16 protein-coding genes and 1 pseudogene are annotated in these 20,009 nt (G+C 44.6%); 14 read left to right on the forward strand and 3 right to left on the reverse strand.

Annotation, left to right across the window (positions count from 1 at the left end):
• Window positions 1-28: 28 nt before the first annotated feature.
• From DV872_RS00295 to DV872_RS00305, 3 genes are all read left to right on the forward strand, one after another.
• Complete coding sequence (locus DV872_RS00295) at window positions 29-1,282, forward strand: L-rhamnose isomerase (RefSeq protein ID WP_114627827.1); 1,254 nt, start codon at window positions 29-31, stop codon at window positions 1,280-1,282.
• Complete coding sequence (locus tag DV872_RS00300; protein ID WP_114627828.1) at window positions 1,283-2,389, forward strand: class II aldolase/adducin family protein; 1,107 nt, start codon at window positions 1,283-1,285, stop codon at window positions 2,387-2,389.
• A 68-nt stretch (window positions 2,390-2,457) separates the two neighbouring features.
• Complete coding sequence (locus DV872_RS00305; protein WP_114627829.1) at window positions 2,458-3,942, forward strand: FGGY-family carbohydrate kinase; 1,485 nt, start codon at window positions 2,458-2,460, stop codon at window positions 3,940-3,942.
• Window positions 3,943-4,012: 70 nt separating this feature from the next.
• Here the strand turns inward: DV872_RS00305 and DV872_RS00310 are convergent, their stop codons facing one another.
• The gene (locus tag DV872_RS00310; RefSeq protein ID WP_114627830.1) at window positions 4,013-4,948 is read right to left on the reverse strand and encodes an AraC family transcriptional regulator; all 936 of its coding nucleotides are present in this window, start codon (window positions 4,946-4,948) and stop codon (window positions 4,013-4,015) included.
• Window positions 4,949-5,040: 92 nt separating this feature from the next.
• Here DV872_RS00310 and DV872_RS00315 point away from each other — a divergent pair, with 92 nt between their 5' ends.
• From DV872_RS00315 to DV872_RS26885, 10 genes are all read left to right on the forward strand, one after another.
• Entirely contained in the window at window positions 5,041-5,982 is a 942-nt protein-coding gene (locus DV872_RS00315) for a substrate-binding domain-containing protein (RefSeq protein WP_114627831.1), read from the forward strand.
• A gap of 119 nt (window positions 5,983-6,101) precedes the next feature.
• A complete protein-coding gene (locus DV872_RS00320; RefSeq protein WP_114628006.1) occupies window positions 6,102-7,601 on the forward strand; it encodes a sugar ABC transporter ATP-binding protein in 1,500 nt (499 codons plus the stop codon).
• Entirely contained in the window at window positions 7,598-8,536 is a 939-nt protein-coding gene (locus DV872_RS00325; protein ID WP_114627832.1) for an ABC transporter permease, read from the forward strand. The genes DV872_RS00320 and DV872_RS00325 overlap by 4 nt, the downstream gene beginning before the upstream one ends.
• Window positions 8,533-9,546, forward strand: a complete 1,014-nt coding sequence (locus DV872_RS00330; protein ID WP_114627833.1) for an ABC transporter permease — start codon at window positions 8,533-8,535, stop codon at window positions 9,544-9,546. Before DV872_RS00325 ends, DV872_RS00330 begins: the two co-directional genes overlap by 4 nt.
• Window positions 9,543-10,967 (forward strand): L-fucose/L-arabinose isomerase family protein, encoded by a 1,425-nt coding sequence (locus tag DV872_RS00335; protein ID WP_114627834.1) that lies wholly within the window; start codon window positions 9,543-9,545, stop codon window positions 10,965-10,967. Before DV872_RS00330 ends, DV872_RS00335 begins: the two co-directional genes overlap by 4 nt.
• Before the next feature lie 308 nt (window positions 10,968-11,275).
• A complete protein-coding gene (locus DV872_RS00340; protein WP_114627835.1) occupies window positions 11,276-12,973 on the forward strand; it encodes a sensor histidine kinase in 1,698 nt (565 codons plus the stop codon).
• Window positions 12,970-14,151 carry a helix-turn-helix domain-containing protein gene (locus DV872_RS00345; protein WP_114627836.1) on the forward strand — a complete coding sequence of 394 codons (1,182 nt, stop codon included), beginning with the start codon at window positions 12,970-12,972 and terminating at the stop codon, window positions 14,149-14,151. The genes DV872_RS00340 and DV872_RS00345 overlap by 4 nt, the downstream gene beginning before the upstream one ends.
• A 49-nt stretch (window positions 14,152-14,200) precedes the next feature.
• Complete coding sequence (locus DV872_RS00350) at window positions 14,201-15,469, forward strand: ABC transporter substrate-binding protein (RefSeq protein WP_114627837.1); 1,269 nt, start codon at window positions 14,201-14,203, stop codon at window positions 15,467-15,469.
• 80 nt (window positions 15,470-15,549) lie between these two features.
• Window positions 15,550-16,437: a carbohydrate ABC transporter permease gene (locus tag DV872_RS00355; RefSeq protein WP_114627838.1), complete on the forward strand. Its 888-nt coding sequence runs from the start codon at window positions 15,550-15,552 to the stop codon at window positions 16,435-16,437.
• Window positions 16,437-17,270, forward strand: a complete 834-nt coding sequence (locus DV872_RS26885) for a carbohydrate ABC transporter permease (protein ID WP_114627839.1) — start codon at window positions 16,437-16,439, stop codon at window positions 17,268-17,270. Before DV872_RS00355 ends, DV872_RS26885 begins: the two co-directional genes overlap by 1 nt.
• A 30-nt stretch (window positions 17,271-17,300) precedes the next feature.
• Here the strand turns inward: DV872_RS26885 and DV872_RS00365 are convergent.
• A pseudogene (locus tag DV872_RS00365) lies at window positions 17,301-18,170 on the reverse strand (AraC family transcriptional regulator); the annotation flags it as partial.
• Window positions 18,171-18,237: 67 nt separating this feature from the next.
• Between DV872_RS00365 and DV872_RS00370 the strand changes: the two are divergent.
• Complete coding sequence (locus tag DV872_RS00370; RefSeq protein ID WP_114627841.1) at window positions 18,238-19,296, forward strand: uroporphyrinogen decarboxylase family protein; 1,059 nt, start codon at window positions 18,238-18,240, stop codon at window positions 19,294-19,296.
• A gap of 25 nt (window positions 19,297-19,321) precedes the next feature.
• Here the strand turns inward: DV872_RS00370 and DV872_RS00375 are convergent, their stop codons facing one another.
• On the reverse strand, window positions 19,322-19,987 hold the full coding sequence (locus DV872_RS00375) for a hypothetical protein (RefSeq protein ID WP_114627842.1): 666 nt from the start codon (window positions 19,985-19,987) through the stop codon (window positions 19,322-19,324).
• Window positions 19,988-20,009: the final 22 nt, after the last annotated feature.

The following is a 20,009-nucleotide window of genomic DNA, read 5'->3' on the forward strand; positions in this document are numbered from 1 at the left end:
TAATCTTTTTGTATTAGGAGATTAAACCATGAGTCAGATATATGATTATGCAAAAGAACAATATGCGGAACTGGGTGTTGATGTAGACACAGCACTGGCAAAATTAAAGAATATTCCTTTGTCAGTCCATTGCTGGCAGGGAGACGATGTCGGAGGATTTGAAACTCCTGATTCTACTCTCTCCGGCGGGGGAATTCAGGTAACTGGCAACTATCCCGGTAAAGCAGGAAATCCTGATGAGCTCAAAAAAGACCTTGAGAAAATGTACAGTCTTCTTCCAGGAAGACACAGACTGAATCTTCATGCTATTTATGGAGACTTTCATGGTAAAAAAATAGATAGAGATCAGATAGAACCTAAGCATTTTCAGTCCTGGGTGGATTGGGGACGTGAAAACGGAGTTAAGCTGGATTTCAATGCCACCTGCTTCTCCCACCCTATGGCCGAAAGCGGTTTTACCTTAAGCAGCAAAGATAAAGATGTAAGAGAATTCTGGATCGATCATGTTAACAGGGCCCGTGACATTACAGCCTTTTTCGGGAAAGAGCAGGGATCTCCCTCGGTTCACAATCTTTGGATTCCCGATGGAGCCAAGGACAATGTCGTCTGCCGTATGGATCACAGAACCATTCTTAAGGAAACATTAGACAAAATATATTCACATGAACTTAATGATAAAGAGATCAGGGATGCAGTTGAATGCAAGCTGTTCGGAATCGGCAGTGAATCCTTTGTTGTAGGATCTCATGAGTTCTATATGGGTTATGCCCTTACCAGAAACAAGCTTCTCTGTATGGATATGGGACACTTTCATCCCACCGAATCCATAGCCGACAAAATCTCATCGGTATACCAGTATCTTGATGAGGTTCTCCTTCATGTTTCCAGACCCGTAAGATGGGATTCTGATCATGTTGTAAATCTTAATGATGATATCTATGCCCTGATGCAGGAACTTGTCCGTTCCGGGAAAATCAATAATACATATATCGGTCTCGATTTCTTTGACGGTACTTTAAATAGAATCGGAGCCTGGGCAGTGGGTGCGAGAGCCTCACTGAAAGGCCTGCTATATGCTCTTCTTGAGCCATATTCCCGGCTTAAAGCCTTTGAAGAGGATGGTAATAACTTTGGCAGGATGGCCCTGTTGGAAGAGTCTAAAACAAAACCCTTCGGCATTATCTGGGACTATTATTGTCAGGAATCCGGAACTATTACAGATCGTGAGCTGATTGCTGATGTAATGGCTTATGAAAAATCTGAACTATCAGGGAGACAGTAGATGAGCCTTGATAAACTGATAGCCATTTCCAATGCCTATGGAACTGATATGGAGTATGTAATTGCCGGAGGTGGTAATACATCCTGGAAGACCGATGAATATATGTATGTGAAGGGGTCCGGCACAGAGCTGGCTACCATTAAAGAAAAGGGATTTGTAAAGGTTGAACTCCCTAAGCTTGATAAAATCTGGTCCAGAACCTATTCCGAGGATGCGGATCAGAGAGAGGAAGAGGTTTTGGTAGACCTCATGGCCTCCCGATTTCCTTCAGAAATGGATAAGAGACCCAGTGTAGAAACCCTGTTACATGCTCTTCTGCCCTTCAGTTATGTTGTACATACCCATCCCACTCTGGTAAATGGAATCACATGCAGCCGGAAAGGTGCTGAAACAATAGAAAAACTGTTTAAAGAAAAAGCAATCTGGGTTCCTATTATCAATCCCGGTTATATCCTTGCCAAAGAGGTGAAATCTGAAATTGAAAAGCACATAGCCAGGGGAAATGACTTTCCACAGATGATTTTTCTGCAGAATCATGGAGTTTTTGTTACAGCGAACTCAGTTGAGGAAATAGATTCTATCTATAAAGATATGTTTACAGTCATCAAAGCCGAAATCAGGACTTTCCCATCAACAGAAGAGATCTCTGTGGATAGTGACTCTCTTACAAAAGCGGAGAATATTATAAAAAGCTCCATTAAAGATTCTGTGGTTGTCAGTGCTTTTGCAAACAAGGATATTCTGGAGATGTCAGAGTCTGCGGATGCATTCGCCCCCCTCGAACTGTCCATGACTCCCGACCATATCGTCTACTACGGCTTCAAACCTGTCTATTCAGACAGTGTGGAATCTTTGAAGAGTGATATAAGTGCCTATATCAGGGAACATGGAGTAAATCCCCGCCTTGCCGTTGTTAAAGGGGTGGGTGCATTTGCTTTTAACAGCAGTTCCACCCTCACTGAGACGAGTAAGAGATTGTTTCTGGATGATGTTAAGGTCGCTGTGTATTCTTCAAGTTTTGGTGGGTATCAGTTTATGCCTGAGGATCAAATCAATTTCATAAGAAACTGGGAAGTGGAAAAATACCGCGTATCCCTCACTAAATAAGACCCTTAGGCCTTATCGAAATAAGCACCGAAGCCGTAAACCGGCTTCGGTAGTAGAAGGAACTCACCATGAATTATGCAATACTGGATATTGGAAAGACTAATAAAAAGATAGTTATATATGATGAAGAGCTCAATCAGGTCGATTCGGTTTACGAGTCAATTCCCACCATCTCCTTTGAAGAACTGGAAGTGGAAAACACCCTGGAGATTGAGAGCTGGTTTTATAAAAATCTGAAAGTGCTGAGTGCCAGATATAACATTCGCAGCCTTTCCATATCCGCACATGGAGCAACTTGTGCCTGTATTGATAAAGAGGGTGAGCTCTCTGTGCCTGTTGTTGCCTATACCAATGAAGTTCCTGAAGAATTTCATGAGGAATTCTATAAAGAGCTGGGGAGCAGTGACACTCTCCAGCAGGAGACCGGAACAGCCCAGGTCAAACCGCTGATCAATCTGGCAAAATTGATCTATTTTATGAAAAAGCGATTCCCTTTAGAATATGAAAGAACTGATAAAATTCTTATGTATCCTCAGTATTTTGCCTACAGACTGACCGGATGTGTTTCAGCAGATTATACCTATACCGGATGCCATACCTACCTGTGGGACTTTAAGAAATGGAAATGGTCTGCAGTCGCCGAAAAACTGGGACTGATTCCCAAGCTGCCTGAAAACGTTCAGAACCCGGGAGATGTCCTGGGGAAAATAAGCTCAGCCATCGCAGAACGATGCGGCCTCAGTACGGACACCATCGTAACAGTGGGGCTCCATGATTCAAATTCCTCCCTGATCCCTTACCTGATAAATGGAGAGAAGGATTTTATTCTCAACTCCACAGGTACCTGGTGTGTGGTTATGCATCCATCTGAAGAATACTCCTTTACAGAAGAGGAGATCGGTAAAACCGTTTTCTTTAATATTTCGGCCAGACAGGAACTGGTTAAAACAGCCATATTTATGGGTGGCCTCGAGTTTGAAACCTATATGACTCAGCTTCAGAATCTGAATAATACCGATGATTTCCCTGACTTTAACAGAGAGATAGTTCAGTCCGCCATTGATAATACTGATTTTATTATTCCCGGAGTTGTGCGGGGAGCAGGCCAGTTTCCAGATTCCATGCCCGGAGTCTATGCTGGTGAGACATACTATTCTTTAAGTGAAATCAATGAAGGGAGGTTTCCTGAGTTCTTTTCTAATTTTATATACGCCCATGCCGTGCTCAATCTTTCACTGGCGGTTCAAAGCGCTGTAGCTCTGGAGAGGGTCTCTTTTTCCAAGGGCACTCCCATCTATATAGAGGGTGGATTCCGGCGTAATGATGTATATAAGAAGCTGCTGGCAAGCATGTATCCCGATTCACCGGTGTATACAACGAACATTGAAGAGGCCTCCTCCTTCGGAGCTGCACTTTCGGCAAAAGCAGCCTATGAAAACATTGAATTGGAAGAGCTCAGTGAGTTTGTAAACATTGATATGAAATTGGTTAATCCTGAAAAGCTGGAAAATTTACAGATCTACAGAGAGAGCTTTTTGAAAAAGATAATTTGATAATGGCTCTCTCTTAAAAATCATATGGGGTATTATTGCATTCAGCTGTGTACCTTATATCAGAGCTTTCTTATTTTCCATCTGGTCGCTCCTCAGAAAGTAGAGCTCCCCTCTGCCATTCTGTGGGTGTCATTCCTGTTTTTTTCTTAAACAATCTAGAAAAATAATAGGGATTTTCAAAAGAAAGTCTGAAGGCTATTTCCTTTATAGTTAAATTGTTTTCCATAAGCAGCCTACAGGCTTCATGAATCTTTAACTGTAAAAAGTAACGGTAGGGAGAGAGGCCTGTATATTCCTTGAAAGAGCGCTGAAAGGTACTGTAACTCATGTTTACCCTTTCAAGAAGATCATCCATTTCCAGATTCCCTTCAAGATGTTCTTCAAAGTAAATTTTTGCCTTTCTTAGAGTCCTCTCCATTCCGGTGGCCATGCCGCCCTCCTGAGTCAGGCTGGTAACCCTCCCCAGCATCTTCAGGATCAGACCGCCCAGGATCATTTGGAAAGCAGGGGGCTCCTGGTCAATTATAGAAAAAATTTCCCTGTAGTCGGCAAACAGATCTTCATGAAGACCGACATTACATACAGGCTTATTCACATCCAGGAGGCCCTTCTTCTGTAGAGTCAGGGGGATATCACCCTGGAATCCAACCCAGTATTCATTCCAGCCGGTTAATTTATCAGGTGCATAGCTATGCCATATCCCCGGGAACAGAATCATCGCCGTACCTGCTTCTACGGGAGCTTCATGATTTATGCCATCCCTGGTAGTCCATCGGAACGTTCCCTGTCCTTTGGTTATATATATCAGTTGAAATTCCTGGATAACCCGACCCAATCCGCTTGAAAGACCCTTAGTAAAGGCATCGGGATGGCTCTTTGGTACTGCGGGGTAGGGAGCCCCTTTTTTTATTTCTGATGCCCCGGCGTCTGTACACCAGAGACCCCAGTCTCTGGCAACATCACTAATGGGGAGATATTTCCTGTACAGGGCTATATTTATTGACACTTGTTATAAATGTACACTACTACGCTCTTTTTGTGTATGGTCGGCTGACAAAATGGGATTTACCATGAATATATCAAACATGGAGGCTCTATATGAAAAAAGTTTTAAGCGTTGTATTGGTTTTAATTTTCTGCACTGCGGGAATCTTTGCCAGTGGACAATCTGATTCCGATGAGAAAATGACAATCGGGTTTTCGGTTTATGACATGCAGTATGGTTTTTTTCAGGACATGGAAAAAGGAACTAGAGAAAAAGCTGAGGAACTTGGATATAACTTTGTTCTTCACGATCAGAAGTCAGATGAAGCTCTTATGGTTTCCGGCTGCCAGGACCTCATCGTGCAGGGAATTCATGCCCTGATCGTCTCTCCTGTAAAGCCTCCTGCCATCGGTCCTGTTGTTGAGGCCGCTCATGAGGCGGGAATCCCTGTCATCCTCGATGATATAGGTGGCGGTGGATCAGCTTATGATGCCATTGTCATCTCCGATAACTTTGGTGGTGGTGCTCTGGCTGGAGATTATGTCATTGATCAGCTTAAAAGTTCCGGTGGTTCAAAAGAAGTAGCAATTATCAAAGTTGAGCCTTCTGCAGTATATGCTATCCGCCGTGGTGAAGGTTTTAAAAAAGCTGTAACTGATGCTGGGTATAAAGTGGTTACCGAACTTTCCGGACACAGTAAACCGGAAGAAGGCTACAAGATAATGCAGGATATTCTAGTTGCTCATCCAGCTGTTCAGGCTGTTTTTGCAGAAAATGATCCTATGGCCGCTGCCGCAGCTCAGGCCGCTGTTGATGCAGGACGCAGTGATATTCTGATCATCGGATTTAACGGTGATGGTGTTGCTCTGGATGCTATCAAGGCCGGTACCATGGCAGCTACAGTTCAGCAGGTTCCTTATGAAATGGGCAAGATGACAGTGGTTTTGGCTGATGCAGCTATTAAGGGTAAAGCCCTTAAATATGATAATGCAGAATCTAGAGAAATCTACGTTCCTGTTAATCTGATTACCACTGAAAACATCGACCAGTACTAATTTTACGAAATAAAGGGGCTTCATGAACAATCGTGAAGCCCTTCTTTTTAAGTACCTCTGCGGAGGCTTATATTATTGAAGAAACTATTAAACGATTTAAAATCCCTGGAGGAAAAAATATGGATTTTGCCATTCGGGTTAGTAATATCTCGAAAACCTTCCCTGGTGTGAAGGCTTTGACAGATGTCTCTCTTGATATTATTGCAGGTGAGACTCATTCCGTTGTTGGTGAAAACGGTGCCGGAAAAAGTACATTAATGAAGATTCTGGGGGGTGTGTATATTCCGGATTCAGGTGATCTGGAAGTGGAAGGGAGCATTGTCCGCTTCAAACACCCTGTTGATTCTCAACATGCAGGCATCGCTGTAATTTATCAGGAATTCAATTTAATGGATGATCTTTCTGTGGCTGAAAATATTTTTGCCAACAGACTCCCCCTGAAGGCGGGATTTATAGATAGAAAGAGACTTATTCAAGATACCACAACACTGTTGAAACGGCTGGATCTTCCCCTTGATCCTGCAATTGAGGTCGGCAGGCTGAGTGTGGCCGAAAAGCAGATGACCGAAATTGCCAAAGCAGTCAGCCTGGATGCATCGGTCATCATTATGGATGAACCTACGGCGGCCTTGAGTGATGCCGAGGTGACTCGCTTATTCGATATTATTAAAGATCTGAAATCTCAGGGTAAAACCATTATTTATATATCACACAGGATGAAAGAAATATTTGATGTGTCTGACAGGGTGACAGTCCTGCGTGACGGCACCCTTGTGGGTACTGCTCCGTTGGCAGAACTGGATGAAGATGCCATTGTCAAAATGATGGTCGGGAGGGATGTCAAAGCTTTTTACAGACATCCCGACAGCACTGTCGGAGAGGATGTACTCTGTGTTGAAAATATCAGCAGGGCCCCCCATTTTGAAGATATTTCATTCACCGTAAAAGCGGGTGAAATACTCGGATTGGGCGGACTTATGGGCTGTGGACGTGAAGAAATCTGTCAGTCCCTATACGGTCTTGATTCACTGGACTCGGGTCATGTGTCAATTAACGGAGTTCCTGTGTCATTTAAGACACCCGCGGCAGCCATGAAGTCAGGGATTGCCTATGTCACAGATGACAGGAAGGAATCGGGTATATTCCCTCTTATGGGAGTGCAGGACAACCTGACAATAAACACGCTTCCAGATCTTAGCCGGGGAGGAGGAATGTTCCTACCTCCCAAGAGGGAAACTGCAGTTCTGGAAACTTATACAGATCTGATGAATATCAGTTATTCAGGTCCCGGGCAGATTGTACGGGACCTCAGCGGCGGGAACCAGCAGAAAGCCGTTCTTGGAAGAGCTCTGGCCCGATCCTGTAAGGTCCTTCTGTTGCTAGAACCCACACGGGGTATTGATGTGGGAACCAAGGGAGAGATCTATGAGCTGTTAGATTCGCTGACAGATAAAGGACTGGCTATCATCCTTATCTCCTCCGATCTTCCCGAACTCATATCCCTGAGTCACAGAATTGCTGTTATCAGAGACGGTAAAATAGCCGGTATGCTGAAAGGCGATGAAATTGAGGAGAACCGCATCATGAAAATTGCTACGGGAGCAGAGGTATCGCAGTGAAAATATGGGAAAGATACGGTATCTACTTTTTAGCTCTTTTTACCCTGGGGATGTTTGCAATCCTTACACCCAACATCCTCTCCGGGCAGAATATACTCAACCTTTTGTCTCAGGTTTCCATGGTGGCCATAGCCGGTGTGGGAATGACTTTTGCTATAACAGCCGGAGGATTTGACCTTTCAATCGGTTCTCAGGTTTCCATTGCAACCTGTATTCTTGGAATCAATATTCCCCGCTATGGTCTTATACCATCCCTGGGACTTCTTGTTCTGGCAGGAATTCTACTGGGTCTGTTCAATGGATTTATTATTACAAAATTGAAAATACAGACCTTTGTTGCCACCCTGGCAACAATGACGATTTATCGTGGATTTGCGCTGCTCTACACACAGGGACGGGATGCAACAATCTACGGACATCTGGATATCAAGGTCTTTTCCAGTGGAAAAGTGGGATTTATTCCTGTTCCGGTTATCATCATGATTACTCTGTATGTTGTGGCATCAGTGATTTACCGATGGACCCCTTTTGGTGTCTGGGTGAGGGGAGTCGGCTCCGGTGAAGATGCAGCCCGTATTTCCGGAATACCCGTAGATAGGGTCATCTCAGGTGTCTTTGTCATGACCAGCCTGACAACCATGATCTCAGGAACCATTCTGACTTCCCAGCTTTTGACAGGAAATGGACGACTGGGGCAGGGCTTCGAATTGGAAGTCATCACGGCAACCATCCTCGGTGGAACTGCTCTGGCCGGTGGTAAGGGGAACCTTTGGGGAACCCTGGTGGCCGCTATCATGCTGGGGATCATAAAGAATGGATTAAATCTCCTGGGAGTTCCTGATTTCTATCAGCGACTTGTCACTGGACTTATTCTCATCGCAGCTCTCAGTGTTAATACCCTCAGCGTCAGACTCGCTAACAGGAGATTAAAATGAAGAATCGTAACAATATAAAAAAGATTCTGGGCTCTGCCTTTGCAGACAAAGGAATTCTCTTTGCTCTGCTCCTCCTCTGGATTATCGGAATTGTTGCCAACAGGAATTTCCGAAATCCCCTCATATTTCTGAATATCGCCCGTGAAGCCTCATTTGTCGGTTTTTCGGCTATAGGAATGACCTTTCTTATTATCACGGGAGACTTTGATCTCTCCGTAGGTTCCCTTCTGGCCCTATTGGCCATCATCACTGTGTCTATTGTGGGTGTTTTGGGCCTGGTTCCTACAATTTTAATTGTTGTCCTTCTGGGAGCTGTTGCGGGAGGTATAAACGGAACCTTATCTGCTGTCATGGGTATTCCGGCTTTTATCGCTACACTGGCTATGTACTTTGTCTACAGGGCCCTTGCCTTCATTGTCTCCGATGGAAACCCTGTTCAATTTCAGGAAAAGTGGTTCACATCCCTGGGGAATGGCAAGTTTCTGGGTATTCCCATCCCCTTCATAACATTTCTAATCCTGGTACTGGTCATGTCCTACGTACTCAGGTACACCCTGTTCGGGCGATGGATACTATCTGTAGGAAACTCAACAAAAGCCAGTGTCCTCTCGGGTATTCCTGTTGTCAAAACAAGGCTTGGAGCCTTTATCCTGACCGGTGCCTTTACGGGTCTCGCAGCGATCTTTTTAAGTTCCCGTCTCTGGTCGGCTAATCCGGGGATGAAATACGGTTATGAGTTTGAAGTGATCTCTGCCGTGGTTCTGGGTGGAACCAGCCTTAAAGGGGGAAAGGGGAGTGTGGTCAACACCTTTATTGCCTCTCTCTTCTTCGCCTCTATGGCCACGACTATGAACCTCTTTCAGATTGATTCCTATATGCAGAGGGTGGTCATAGGATTTGTTCTTCTGGCAGCCTTTTCCATGTCAGGTGTACGTGACCGTATTGAAGAGTATATGCGTGTTCGTCAGAATAGACTTCACCTTTCAAATTCGAAAGGGGATCAATCATGAGCAAATCAGAAGTCAAAATAGCGGTCTTCGGCATTGGACTGGACACCTACTGGCCGCAATTTGAGGGCTTGGAAGATCGCCTGAAGGGCTATCTTTCACAGGTGGAAGGGATACTTGATGCTGATGGAGTGGATGTCATATCTGCGGGTCTGGTGGATAGTCCTGAGAAAGCTCGTTCAGCTGCTGCCATGTTCAGGAAAGCAGCTGTGGAACTCGTTTTCTGCTATATAACAACTTATGCACTTTCCTCAACAGTTCTTCCTGTGGCTCAGGAAGCCGGGGTTCCCGTCATCCTGCTCAATGTCCAGCCTGTTTCAGCCATCGATTATAAGTCGTTCAATAAACTGGAAGACCGTGGTGTGATGACCGGAGAGTGGCTGGCACACTGCCAGGCCTGTTCGGTTCCCGAAATTGCCGGAATTTTCAACCCCGCCTCCATCCCTTACAGGATCGTAACCGGTTATCTGGGACAGGACAAAACAGAACAGAATATTCGGGAGTGGGTGGATGCTGCCAAAGTATACAGCATTATGAAGGAGAATCGCCTGGGTATTCTTGGTCACTACTATGGTGGAATGCTCGATGTTTATACCGACCTGGCACAACAATCCTATACCCTTGGAACCCATATTGAAATTCTGGAAATGTGTGAACTGGCCAAATTTCGCCGGGAAGTCACAGATAAACAGGTGGATGATAAAATAAAGGAGTTTGAAGAGACCTTTGTTATCTCTGAGGAATGTGAGATTCATGAGCTGATCAGGGCCGCCAGGACATCGGTGGCTTTGGATCGCCTTGTAGAAGAGCATCAACTTGGCTCCCTGGCTTATTACTATGAGGGGCAGGATGGAAATGAATATGAAGATATCGTTACTTCGGTCATAGCGGGTAACACACTGCTTACAGGCCGAAATATTCCTGTGGCCGGAGAGTGTGAAGTAAAAAATGCCCAGGCAATGAAGATCCTTGACAGCTTTGGAGCGGGAGGTTCATTCAGCGAGTATTATGGTATGGACTTTGATGATGATATTGTTATGCTTGGTCATGATGGTCCGGCTCACTTTGCAATATCTCAAGGGGATGTGGGTCTTGTTCCTCTCTCCGTATATCATGGGAAACCAGGAAAGGGGCTCTCCATTCAAATGACAGTCAAGCATGGTCCGGTCACCCTGCTTTCAGTGGTAGAGGGTACCAGTGGTCTCTTTCTTCTGGTTGCTGAGGGAGAATGTGTTCCGGGACCTGTCTTAGAAATTGGAAACACCAACAGTCGGTACCGTTTTTCTATTGGCGCAGAACAGTTTATGAATGAGTGGAGTTATGCCGGTCCAACCCACCATTGTGCTATCGGTACAGGTCTTCAGGCTTCCAGAATCCAAAAATTCGGTCTGTTGGCCGGCTTGGAAGTTAAGATTATCTGCTGATGATTATATTAAGAGGAGACGGTTTTTAAGCGCATCCTCTATTAAATTTTATCTGGCAGAGTCACATGTTGTCAGGAAAATTCAAATGTCATGGAAATTGCAGACCATGTGAACCTGAGCCTAGAGTATTTAAATATCAAGTAATCTGAGAAATAGATCAATTTCAGATTAATACTGCCCCTGATTCCTCAGGCTCCCATATAGCCCGGTGTTTTCATAATATTTTGTGAGCTGTGTAAAACTCTGAGATTGTCACCCACCCTCAGTCTTTATTGACAACATTCAAGACAGGCAGGCATAATCATTGAATGCGTCCAATCAGGGGTTCACTAAAAACTCGCTTTTTCAGTTCTTTTCTACTACTCATCGTATTACCTCTCTTTCTTGTAGGGGGGATAATCACACGCAGCTATTATAAAACATTGTTTGATGTCAAACTGAATGAATCCAGAAATATTACGATGAGATACGCCGATGCCATTAATGAAGAAATCGAAGAGCTGGCATTGAAGATATCGGCCCTCAGCTATAATGATCCTTTTCTTGATCTGATCAATCAGTACGATTTGTCCCCCTCCCGAAAACAATCCCTGGAAATATCAAATGAAATTGACAGTCTTCTGGATCTTCACTTTAATTATTCCGGTGATATTCTTTCGGCATTGATGTTCCTGAATTCAGAAAAACTGTATATCTATAAAAATCCTCTGATAGGAATTCGGGAGGATATGATTCAGGACCCCTGGTATGGGGAAATTCAAGAGACTTCGGATCAGGTTCTTTTTCTGGATGATCTCAGTTATCAGAGCATGGGCGGAACCCCTCGATTTCGTCTGGGAGCAGCAATTCGAAGGGAGATTGATCCAAATCTGAAATCCCTGACCCTATTACTCCTATACAATCTCCGCGCTCTTGAAAATCTCTCCCGTTCGGGGAGTGCCAATAACAGATATGTTATCTACAGTCATACAGGCAAGGTCTTATTCACAGAAGGATTTTCCGAAGAGCAGTTGGACGATGACTTCCAGAAATGTGATTTTTTAAGCTATGAGGTTTCCATCGATAAAACGGGATGGACTCTGGTCAATTACATGAATATACGGCAGATCAGAGGACCTGTACTGAAGAGCACCATTTTATTCCTGATATTAATGTCACTGATATCTCTTTTATTTCTGATCTACGGTCTTTCCCTTATGAGACAGATCATCACTCCAATCCAGGAATCTGTCGAAAGAATGTCCTTTGTAGAGAAGGGCGATTTTTCTGTCCGTCTGGCAGAATCAAAGATCCCTGAATTGGATAGAATGTCCCACTCCTTTAACAGGATGGTGGGTGAAATAGATAAGTTGACCCATGAAATCAGAAAAACAGAACAGGGGAAAAAGGAAGCCGAGATTCAGGCTCTTCAATTTCAGATCAACCCCCATTTTCTCTCCAACACCCTGAACAGCATCAAGGTTATGGCGAGGATGATTGAGGCGGAGACCATAAAAGAGACAACAACCGCCCTTATGAGAGTGGTAAGCAATTCCTTCCGGGAACCGGGAGAATTAAACTCCCTCCAACAGGAGATCCTGAATATCAAAGACTATATCCTGATCATGCAGGTCCGTTTCGGGGACAGCTTCAGGGTTAAGATAAGAATAGAAGAGCATCTGGAAGATGTAAGAATCATGAAAATGCTCATTCAGCCCCTGGTGGAAAATGCCATTATTCACGGCCTCAGCCCCCGGTCTATGAAGGGCTGTCTGGTGATTCTATTCAGAAAAAAGAGGAGCTGTCTGGAAATCCTTATTGTAGATAACGGGGTGGGCTTGGAAGATAATAAAACTATTGAAGAGAAGGATTATCAGCACCGTGGTTTATATAATATAGGTCTGGCAAACGTCAGGGAGCGTATACGGATGTATTACGGCAGCTCGGGGAGTATGTCCCTCTCAGGCAGGGCAGGATTGTATACCAGAGTCATGTTGCGGCTCCCTTTAAAAGGAAAAATGGAATGATAAATATTGTCCTGGCGGATGATGAACCTCTGGCTTTGTATGAGCTTAAAACGATAGTCCCCTGGGAAGAACAGGGATTTCATGTGACAGGAGAATTCAGGAATGGCAAGGCGGTTCTGGACTTTCTGATTGACCATCCTGGAACAGATCTGGTTCTTCTTGATATCAATATGCCCGTAATGACGGGGCTTGAAGTCATTGAAGAGTGGCGAAAACGAGAGGGGAAAACCGAGTTTATTATAATCAGTGCCTATAGTGATTATCCTCTGGTTCGCAGAGCTTTTCAAAATGGAGCCTGCGACTACATTCTCAAAGAAGATATGGAAACGGCGGCTCTTCTTCCCATACTGGAAAAGCTGAGAAAAAAAATTTTGACAAAGGGTGGGGTCCCTATTCCCGGGGAGGATGAAAAAAATGAAGCCTTAGCCGTGAAGATACTCCATTACCTCGAGGCTGAAGAGCTGCCGGAATCCCCCATTGATTCTCTTTTTTCATGCCCCTTGTCTCTTCTTATGAAATTTGAGTTTATAAACTGCTTTCGTCATGAAATACCCATTCAGGATGTTCTTCTGAGGTCTCTATTGGAATCACTTCTGCAAGAGTATGCATACTATTATATTCTGAAATCCGGAGCCGATTATTATCTCATCCTCCCTCATGAGGCTGATCTTACGGATCCAGTCCATCTGGATGTATTTATCAAAGAAATAAAGACGGCTCTGAAGCAGTCACTGAACTATAGTGCCCTGATTCTCAGCAGATCCGGCGGCTATGAAAATCTCCCCGGCCAATATAAAAAACTTAAAGACCAGCACCAATATAAGAGCCGTGGAGTAATGCAGTCCCTGCAATTTTTAAGAGCCCATTATAATGATCCGGAGATCAGCCTTGATTCTCTTTGTAAGAAGACCGGCTTGAGCCGAAATCACCTGAGCACAGTCTTCAAACAGGAAATGGGACTGGGGTATAAGGATTTTTTGAATGAAATACGCATCAGTCATGCCATAACACTCCTTGAAACAACAGATACTCAGATTCAGGAGATAAGTGAACGCTGCGGATTCTCCAATGTAGAACATTTCAGCAGAACATTTAAAAACCGGACAGCCCTTTCTCCCAGTCATTTTTTCCGTAATAAAAGTCAAATATCCGGTAATAAAATCATTCCTGAATCATAAAAACGGGTTGAAGATGGGATCAGTAATTAACAAAAGGAGAACCTGATTTATGAAAAAAAAGACATTTTTATCCGTACTGATTCTATTGATTTTCACTGCCGGATTCCTCTGTGCCTCAGGACAGAGTGATGCTGCTGAAAAAAGTATCACCCTGAACTTAGTGACATGGGATTCAACCGCCTACAAATACATGATGAGTATAAATCCCATGGCAGAGCTCTACAAAGAGAGCCACCCCAATGTGGAAATTATCATTGAAAGTTCCAAAGATACTGAGTCATTTGAGCAGACCATGCAGATTAGAGCCGCGGCAGGAGAGCTGCCCGATATTATTCCCTTAAAGCCATATATGCTTGAAAGATACAAAGACCTTTTGCTGCCCTTGAATGATCATCCTTCAACAAAAGTGAATAAATTTGCCGAGATGTATTCTCTCGATGGCAATATAATAGGTCTGCCTACGCGCAGCTTCAATGAGTTTGTTTACTACCGTAAGAGTATTTTTAAAGAGCTTGGTCTGACTGTTCCCGAAACCTGGGGAGAGTTCATGACCCTTCTTGAGACAATCAAAGACGATGGACGTTTTACTCCTTTGCTGATGGGTCTCAAAGATGCATGGCCTGACTATCCCTTTAACGAGTTTATGCCCTTCCTGGAATCCGGAGACGGCAACTATTATAACGTCATGGCCGAAATGGATGCTCCTTTTTCTCCTGGTAAACCTTTTTATGAAAGCTATGCCCGTATACAGGATATGTATGACCTGAATGCGATGGGACATGACCCCCTGGGTGTCGGCTTTGATGAAGTCAAGCTTCAGTTTGTTGCAGGCAAGGGAGCTATGCTTGCAGCAGGGCAGTGGTTTATCGAAGATTACCGTAGAAATCTGCAGGGAGATGTAGACGACCTGGGAATCTTTTTCCTCCCCGTTCGTGACAGCAAATCAGAGACTCTCTATGCCTCAGTCATGGCAGATTCCTTTTACGGTATTCCCAAGGACAACAAGAATACTGAAGCGGCCATGGAATTCCTTTCCTGGTACTTTGATGTTTATTATGCACAGATTCTTCCCGCCCTGGGTGTCTCTTCAACTATAGAAGGAATTGAAGTTGCAGACAATCCCGTACTGGCTCAAATTGCCGATCTGGAACAACCTGAATATATTCTTCTGGAAGCCGATGGTCCTGCCTTCACAGAAATAAAAAATGCGATTCAGTTTGATGTAAAAAAACTGGGACAGGAAATGTCTGTCGATTATTATGACTCCTTTGACGCCATGATGGATACCCTCAATAAACAGTGGGCTGACGCCAGATAATACCATTCTCCCCGGGGGCATTGCTCCCGGGAATCCTATTTTTAAAAAGCATCCTTCTTACCCCTAGAGGACCCCTCCCCATGAATAATAACAGCTATGAGAAAGAAAAAAATAAGACTCTGTTTCTATACCTCACCATACCGATTCTCCTGACCCTGCTCCTTGTGATTTATCCCCTGATACGCCTTTTCTTTTACAGTCTGACCGACTGGAACGGCATCAGTCCGTCCAGTAACTTTCTGGGTTTAAAAAATTATATAAGAGTTCTGTGGGATATGCCCGAGGTCTGGCTGAGTCTGAAAAACAACAGCATTTACTTTCTGGGTCACCTCTTATTCATCCCCTTTGAAATTCTCATTGCCTATTATCTCGATAAACAGATCAGGCTGGGGGGATTCTATAAGACGATGGTTCTTCTGCCCTATATCATCAACGGGGTCGCTGTCTCATATATGTTCAGCTTCTTTTTCTCTCCCACAAACGGGGCGATGAATACTCTCCTGGCTACCTTCTTTACAGGCTATGAACCCATACGCTGGTTAAGCAGCCCGGAAATAGTCAACTTCACTCTTACATTTGTTTCGATCTGGCGCTTTGCGGGCTTTCATATCATCCTCTTTATGGCGGGAGTCATCTCCATCCCCCGGGAACTCTTTGAAGCTGCTCAGATGGACGGCGCCGGTGATGCTCTTGTCTTCAGAAAGATAGTGCTCCCCAATATAATGATCATCATCGAAATAGTACTCTTCCTCAATGTCCGGGGGGCTTTACAGGTTTTTGATATTCCCTTTGTCATGACCGGAGGAGGGCCGGGTTTTGCCAGCAGTACCTTTACAATATTGAGTATAAAAACAGCCTTTAATTTCAGCAGTTTCGGCCTGGCAAGTTCCATGGCGGTTGTACTGTTTTTCATGATTATCTTCTTTTCAATCATCCAGAATACAATCCTCAAGAGAGGTCAAAAATAATGAAATTCCGTCTAAAAAGATCCGATATCATAAGGGGAACAATTCTAACCCTGATGGTATTTGTAGTGATCCTGCCTCTCAGTATTACAATATTTGCCTCAATGAAGACTCCCCTTGAGTTGGGAAACTCTACCCCCCTTACCCCCCCTTCTGGAGTGATGCTGGCCAATTATCTGACTGTTTTTCAAGTGGGAGGCGTCTTCCGCTCTTTTTTCAACAGCATGTATCTGGTTGTTGTGAGCCTTATTATAAACACCTTCCTGGCCTCTACGGTCTCCTACTGTCTGTCACGATTTGAGTTCAAATTTAAAAAACTGGTGCTTCTACTCTTTCTTATGGGAATGATTGTGCCGGTGTATGTCACAGAGATTTCCCGATTCGGCATTATCAAGATGCTGGGTCTGTACAATACTCATTGGGCCGCCATTACCATCTATGCCGGAGCAGATATGATGCAGGTCTATGTCTATATGCAGTTTATGAGCCAGATTCCCAAAAGCCTTGATGAAAGTGCCATGCTCGACGGTCTGCCCCTCTATAAAATTTACTGGAGGATCATTCTTCCCCTCCTGTTACCTGCTGTGGCCACATTGGGAATTTTGAAGATGGTGGATATTATGAACGATATGTATATTCCCTTTCTCTACATGCCCTCAATGAAGCTGAGAACCCTCACCACCAATCTGATGGCCGCCTTCAGCGACTCCCGCCTGGGAGCCTGGCAGAATCTGAGTGCCGCAATCATCATAGTGATGCTTCCGGTGACAATCATTTATCTGATTTTTCAGAAGCAGGTGATGCGGGGTATTATGGCCGGTGCGGTGAAAGGCTGAATCCATACCATTCCGGCTGTCTCTATACGCGGAGGGTGTACAGCCGAAGGCCTCCCGGAAGAACCGGTTAAACCGGGATATGTCGGAGAATCCGCAGTCATGACTTATGCTGAGGATCTTATCATTGCCCGTTCTCAGCCTCTGTACCGCAGCTGCCAGACGCCTCTGTTTTAGAAAATTGCCGGTACTCATGCCCGTGTACTCCTTGAACCTGCGACAGAGATTGCTCGGATTAAGACCGCTTATCCGGCACAGATCATCCAGTCGGACTGGTCTGACATAGTTTTTTTCCAGAAAAGCACATACTTTTTCAATCCTGAAACGGTATCCCTCGGAATGGAAGACCTCCTTCACAGGAGCCGCCCGGCACAGCTCAATCAGAAAAAGCCGGAAAAGGGACTGTATGGCTGCTTCCTGACCGGTTCCTTCCATATTCTGCTCTTCATAAAGCATCATCAGCAGGCTCTCCATTTTCCCCGTATCACGGACATTCAGATGCCGGATGCTGTTGAGGCGGTTCCCCAATTCAGGATGGAGAGGAATCAGATCATAGAGCCGGGCGGACAGAGGCTCCGGAAGATCCGGGAGAGGGTAGAGTGCCGGCATCAGGTAAATATTCATAAGCTCTACAGGGCCATCGGGGGTTCTTAGTGAGTGGTATTGCCTGTCATTTACGATGGTAAGCCCTCCGGTCGATTCATCGAAACTGCTGTCAGCGGTAACATGCCGGAAAGTTCCATGAAGAACAAAGAGGATCTCTATAAAGTCATGTCCGTGGTAGTCATGCTGATTCTGTTCAAAGGCCTTGAAGTACTCCAGGGCCAGGCCTGTTTTCTCCAGACGCTCTTCGATGATATGGAGGTTGGGTCTCTTGATTCCTTGTAAAGATTCGCCATGCATTATGTAAATATATACCAAGATTTCGTACAAATAAAGGTTTATCTTGTTTAAATATGGGAGGAGTCGAATGAATGCAAGGGAACGTGTTTTAGCTGTACTGAACCGGGAGACTCCGGATCGGGTACCTGTGGATATCTGGCTGGTCCCCGAACTGGTCCAGGAATTCAAAAAGAAACTGGACGTCGAGGATGAGCTGGATATTTACCGTAAACTGGATATAGACAAGATTGTCTGGCTGGGGATTCCCTATAAAGGAGTGATCCTGAAAGATCCCAATGAGCATCAGGAGATCAACCACTGGGGTGTTAAATTCAAGGCAGTTCAGGCCAACCAGGGAGTTGAATACGGAGAAGTCAGTTTTAATCCTCTTAAAGGTTTCGAGACTCCCGAAGAGCTGGATGCCTATCCCTGGCCCGATCCTGATGATTTCGATTATGAAACCGCTGCCGCAGAAGCAAAAGAACTGGCAAAAGAATTTGTGACACTGGGCCCCTGGGTCTCTCTTTTTGAAGTTTACTGCCAGATGCGCGGTCTGGAGGATGCATTGATGGACACAGTGATGAATCCTGAATTCCTCCACAAGGCTCTGGATTACATAGCTGATTCCCAGGGTGAGATGGTGCGCCGATTTCTGGAAGCCGCAGAGGGTGCCATCGATCTTGTTTTCCTCAGTGATGATATGGGTTCACAGACGAGTCTTCTTATGTCACCCGACTCCTTTGATGAGTTTCTTTTCCCCCGAATGAAAAAATGGTGCGACATGATCCACTCCTACGGAGCCAAAGTTCTGTTTCACACGGATGGTGCTTCCGAACCGATCATACCCCGTCTGATCGAAGCGGGTGTAGACGTTCTGAATCCTATTCAGCATGTCTGTGATGGAATGGATTGTGTGTCTATCAAAGCGAAATACGGAGATAAACTTATTTTTCATGGCGGGGTGGAGAATCAGAAGATCCTCCCCTTTGGTACGGCGGCTGATGTGGCTGCAGAGACTGAGTTGTGTCTGGATGAACTGGGTCCCCGGGGATATCTGCCCTGCTCCTGTCATTTTGCACAGGCAGGAACTCCTGTTGAGAATGTGATGGCACTGGTTGAGACAGTTCAGAACTACCGTCTCAACTGATTGATTTAAGTGACATTATTAACTTTTATTCTGCTAGCTTTCTGGTTTTTAACTCATCAGCCAGAGAGACGGTCCTTTTGGATAAACCCTGATTTTCTTCTGCAATAAAGACTATTCCTTCCATGATTTTAGGATCATTTAAAATGGATTCATCCCTGTCTGCAATAATCCTGATAGCTGTCAGAACATCCTGTATCAGTTGATTATTTCTATAGGCCTCTTTCTGCAGCTTTATTATCCTGAAGTAGTAGGGAACTAAAGCTGCCCATGAAGCAGATTCAAGACCTGCTGCTGTCAGAGATGCTTCTGAGATCACAGTTAAATTATTATCATTTTTGAGTACCCCAACCAGTATCTTCATGGCATCGGGGCTTTCTGTTTTCCCAAGAAGTCTGACTGCCTCCAAACGGATGGCAGGAAAATCATTCTGTATGACTCCTTTACTCCTTTTGACGTTTGTAATTCCCTCTGATGACAAATTGGAAAGGATATTCAGAATGGCCGCTTCATCTTCTCCCATGGAAGATTCATTCAAAATATTTTCAATACTCCTGAGGGCTTCAACCTTCTGTTCCGGAACATCGGAGGACGCTAATGAGCTGATAATGGATATACGCTTTGAGCTGTCCTGAGCCTGAATCATGGATAGAGTAAGTACCTGGATACATAATATGAAGACAATCTTTTTCATGATTTTATGATCCTCCTTATTT

Source organism: Oceanispirochaeta sp. M1 (assembly GCF_003346715.1).
In the GTDB taxonomy this organism is placed as follows: domain Bacteria; phylum Spirochaetota; class Spirochaetia; order DSM-2461; family DSM-2461; genus Oceanispirochaeta.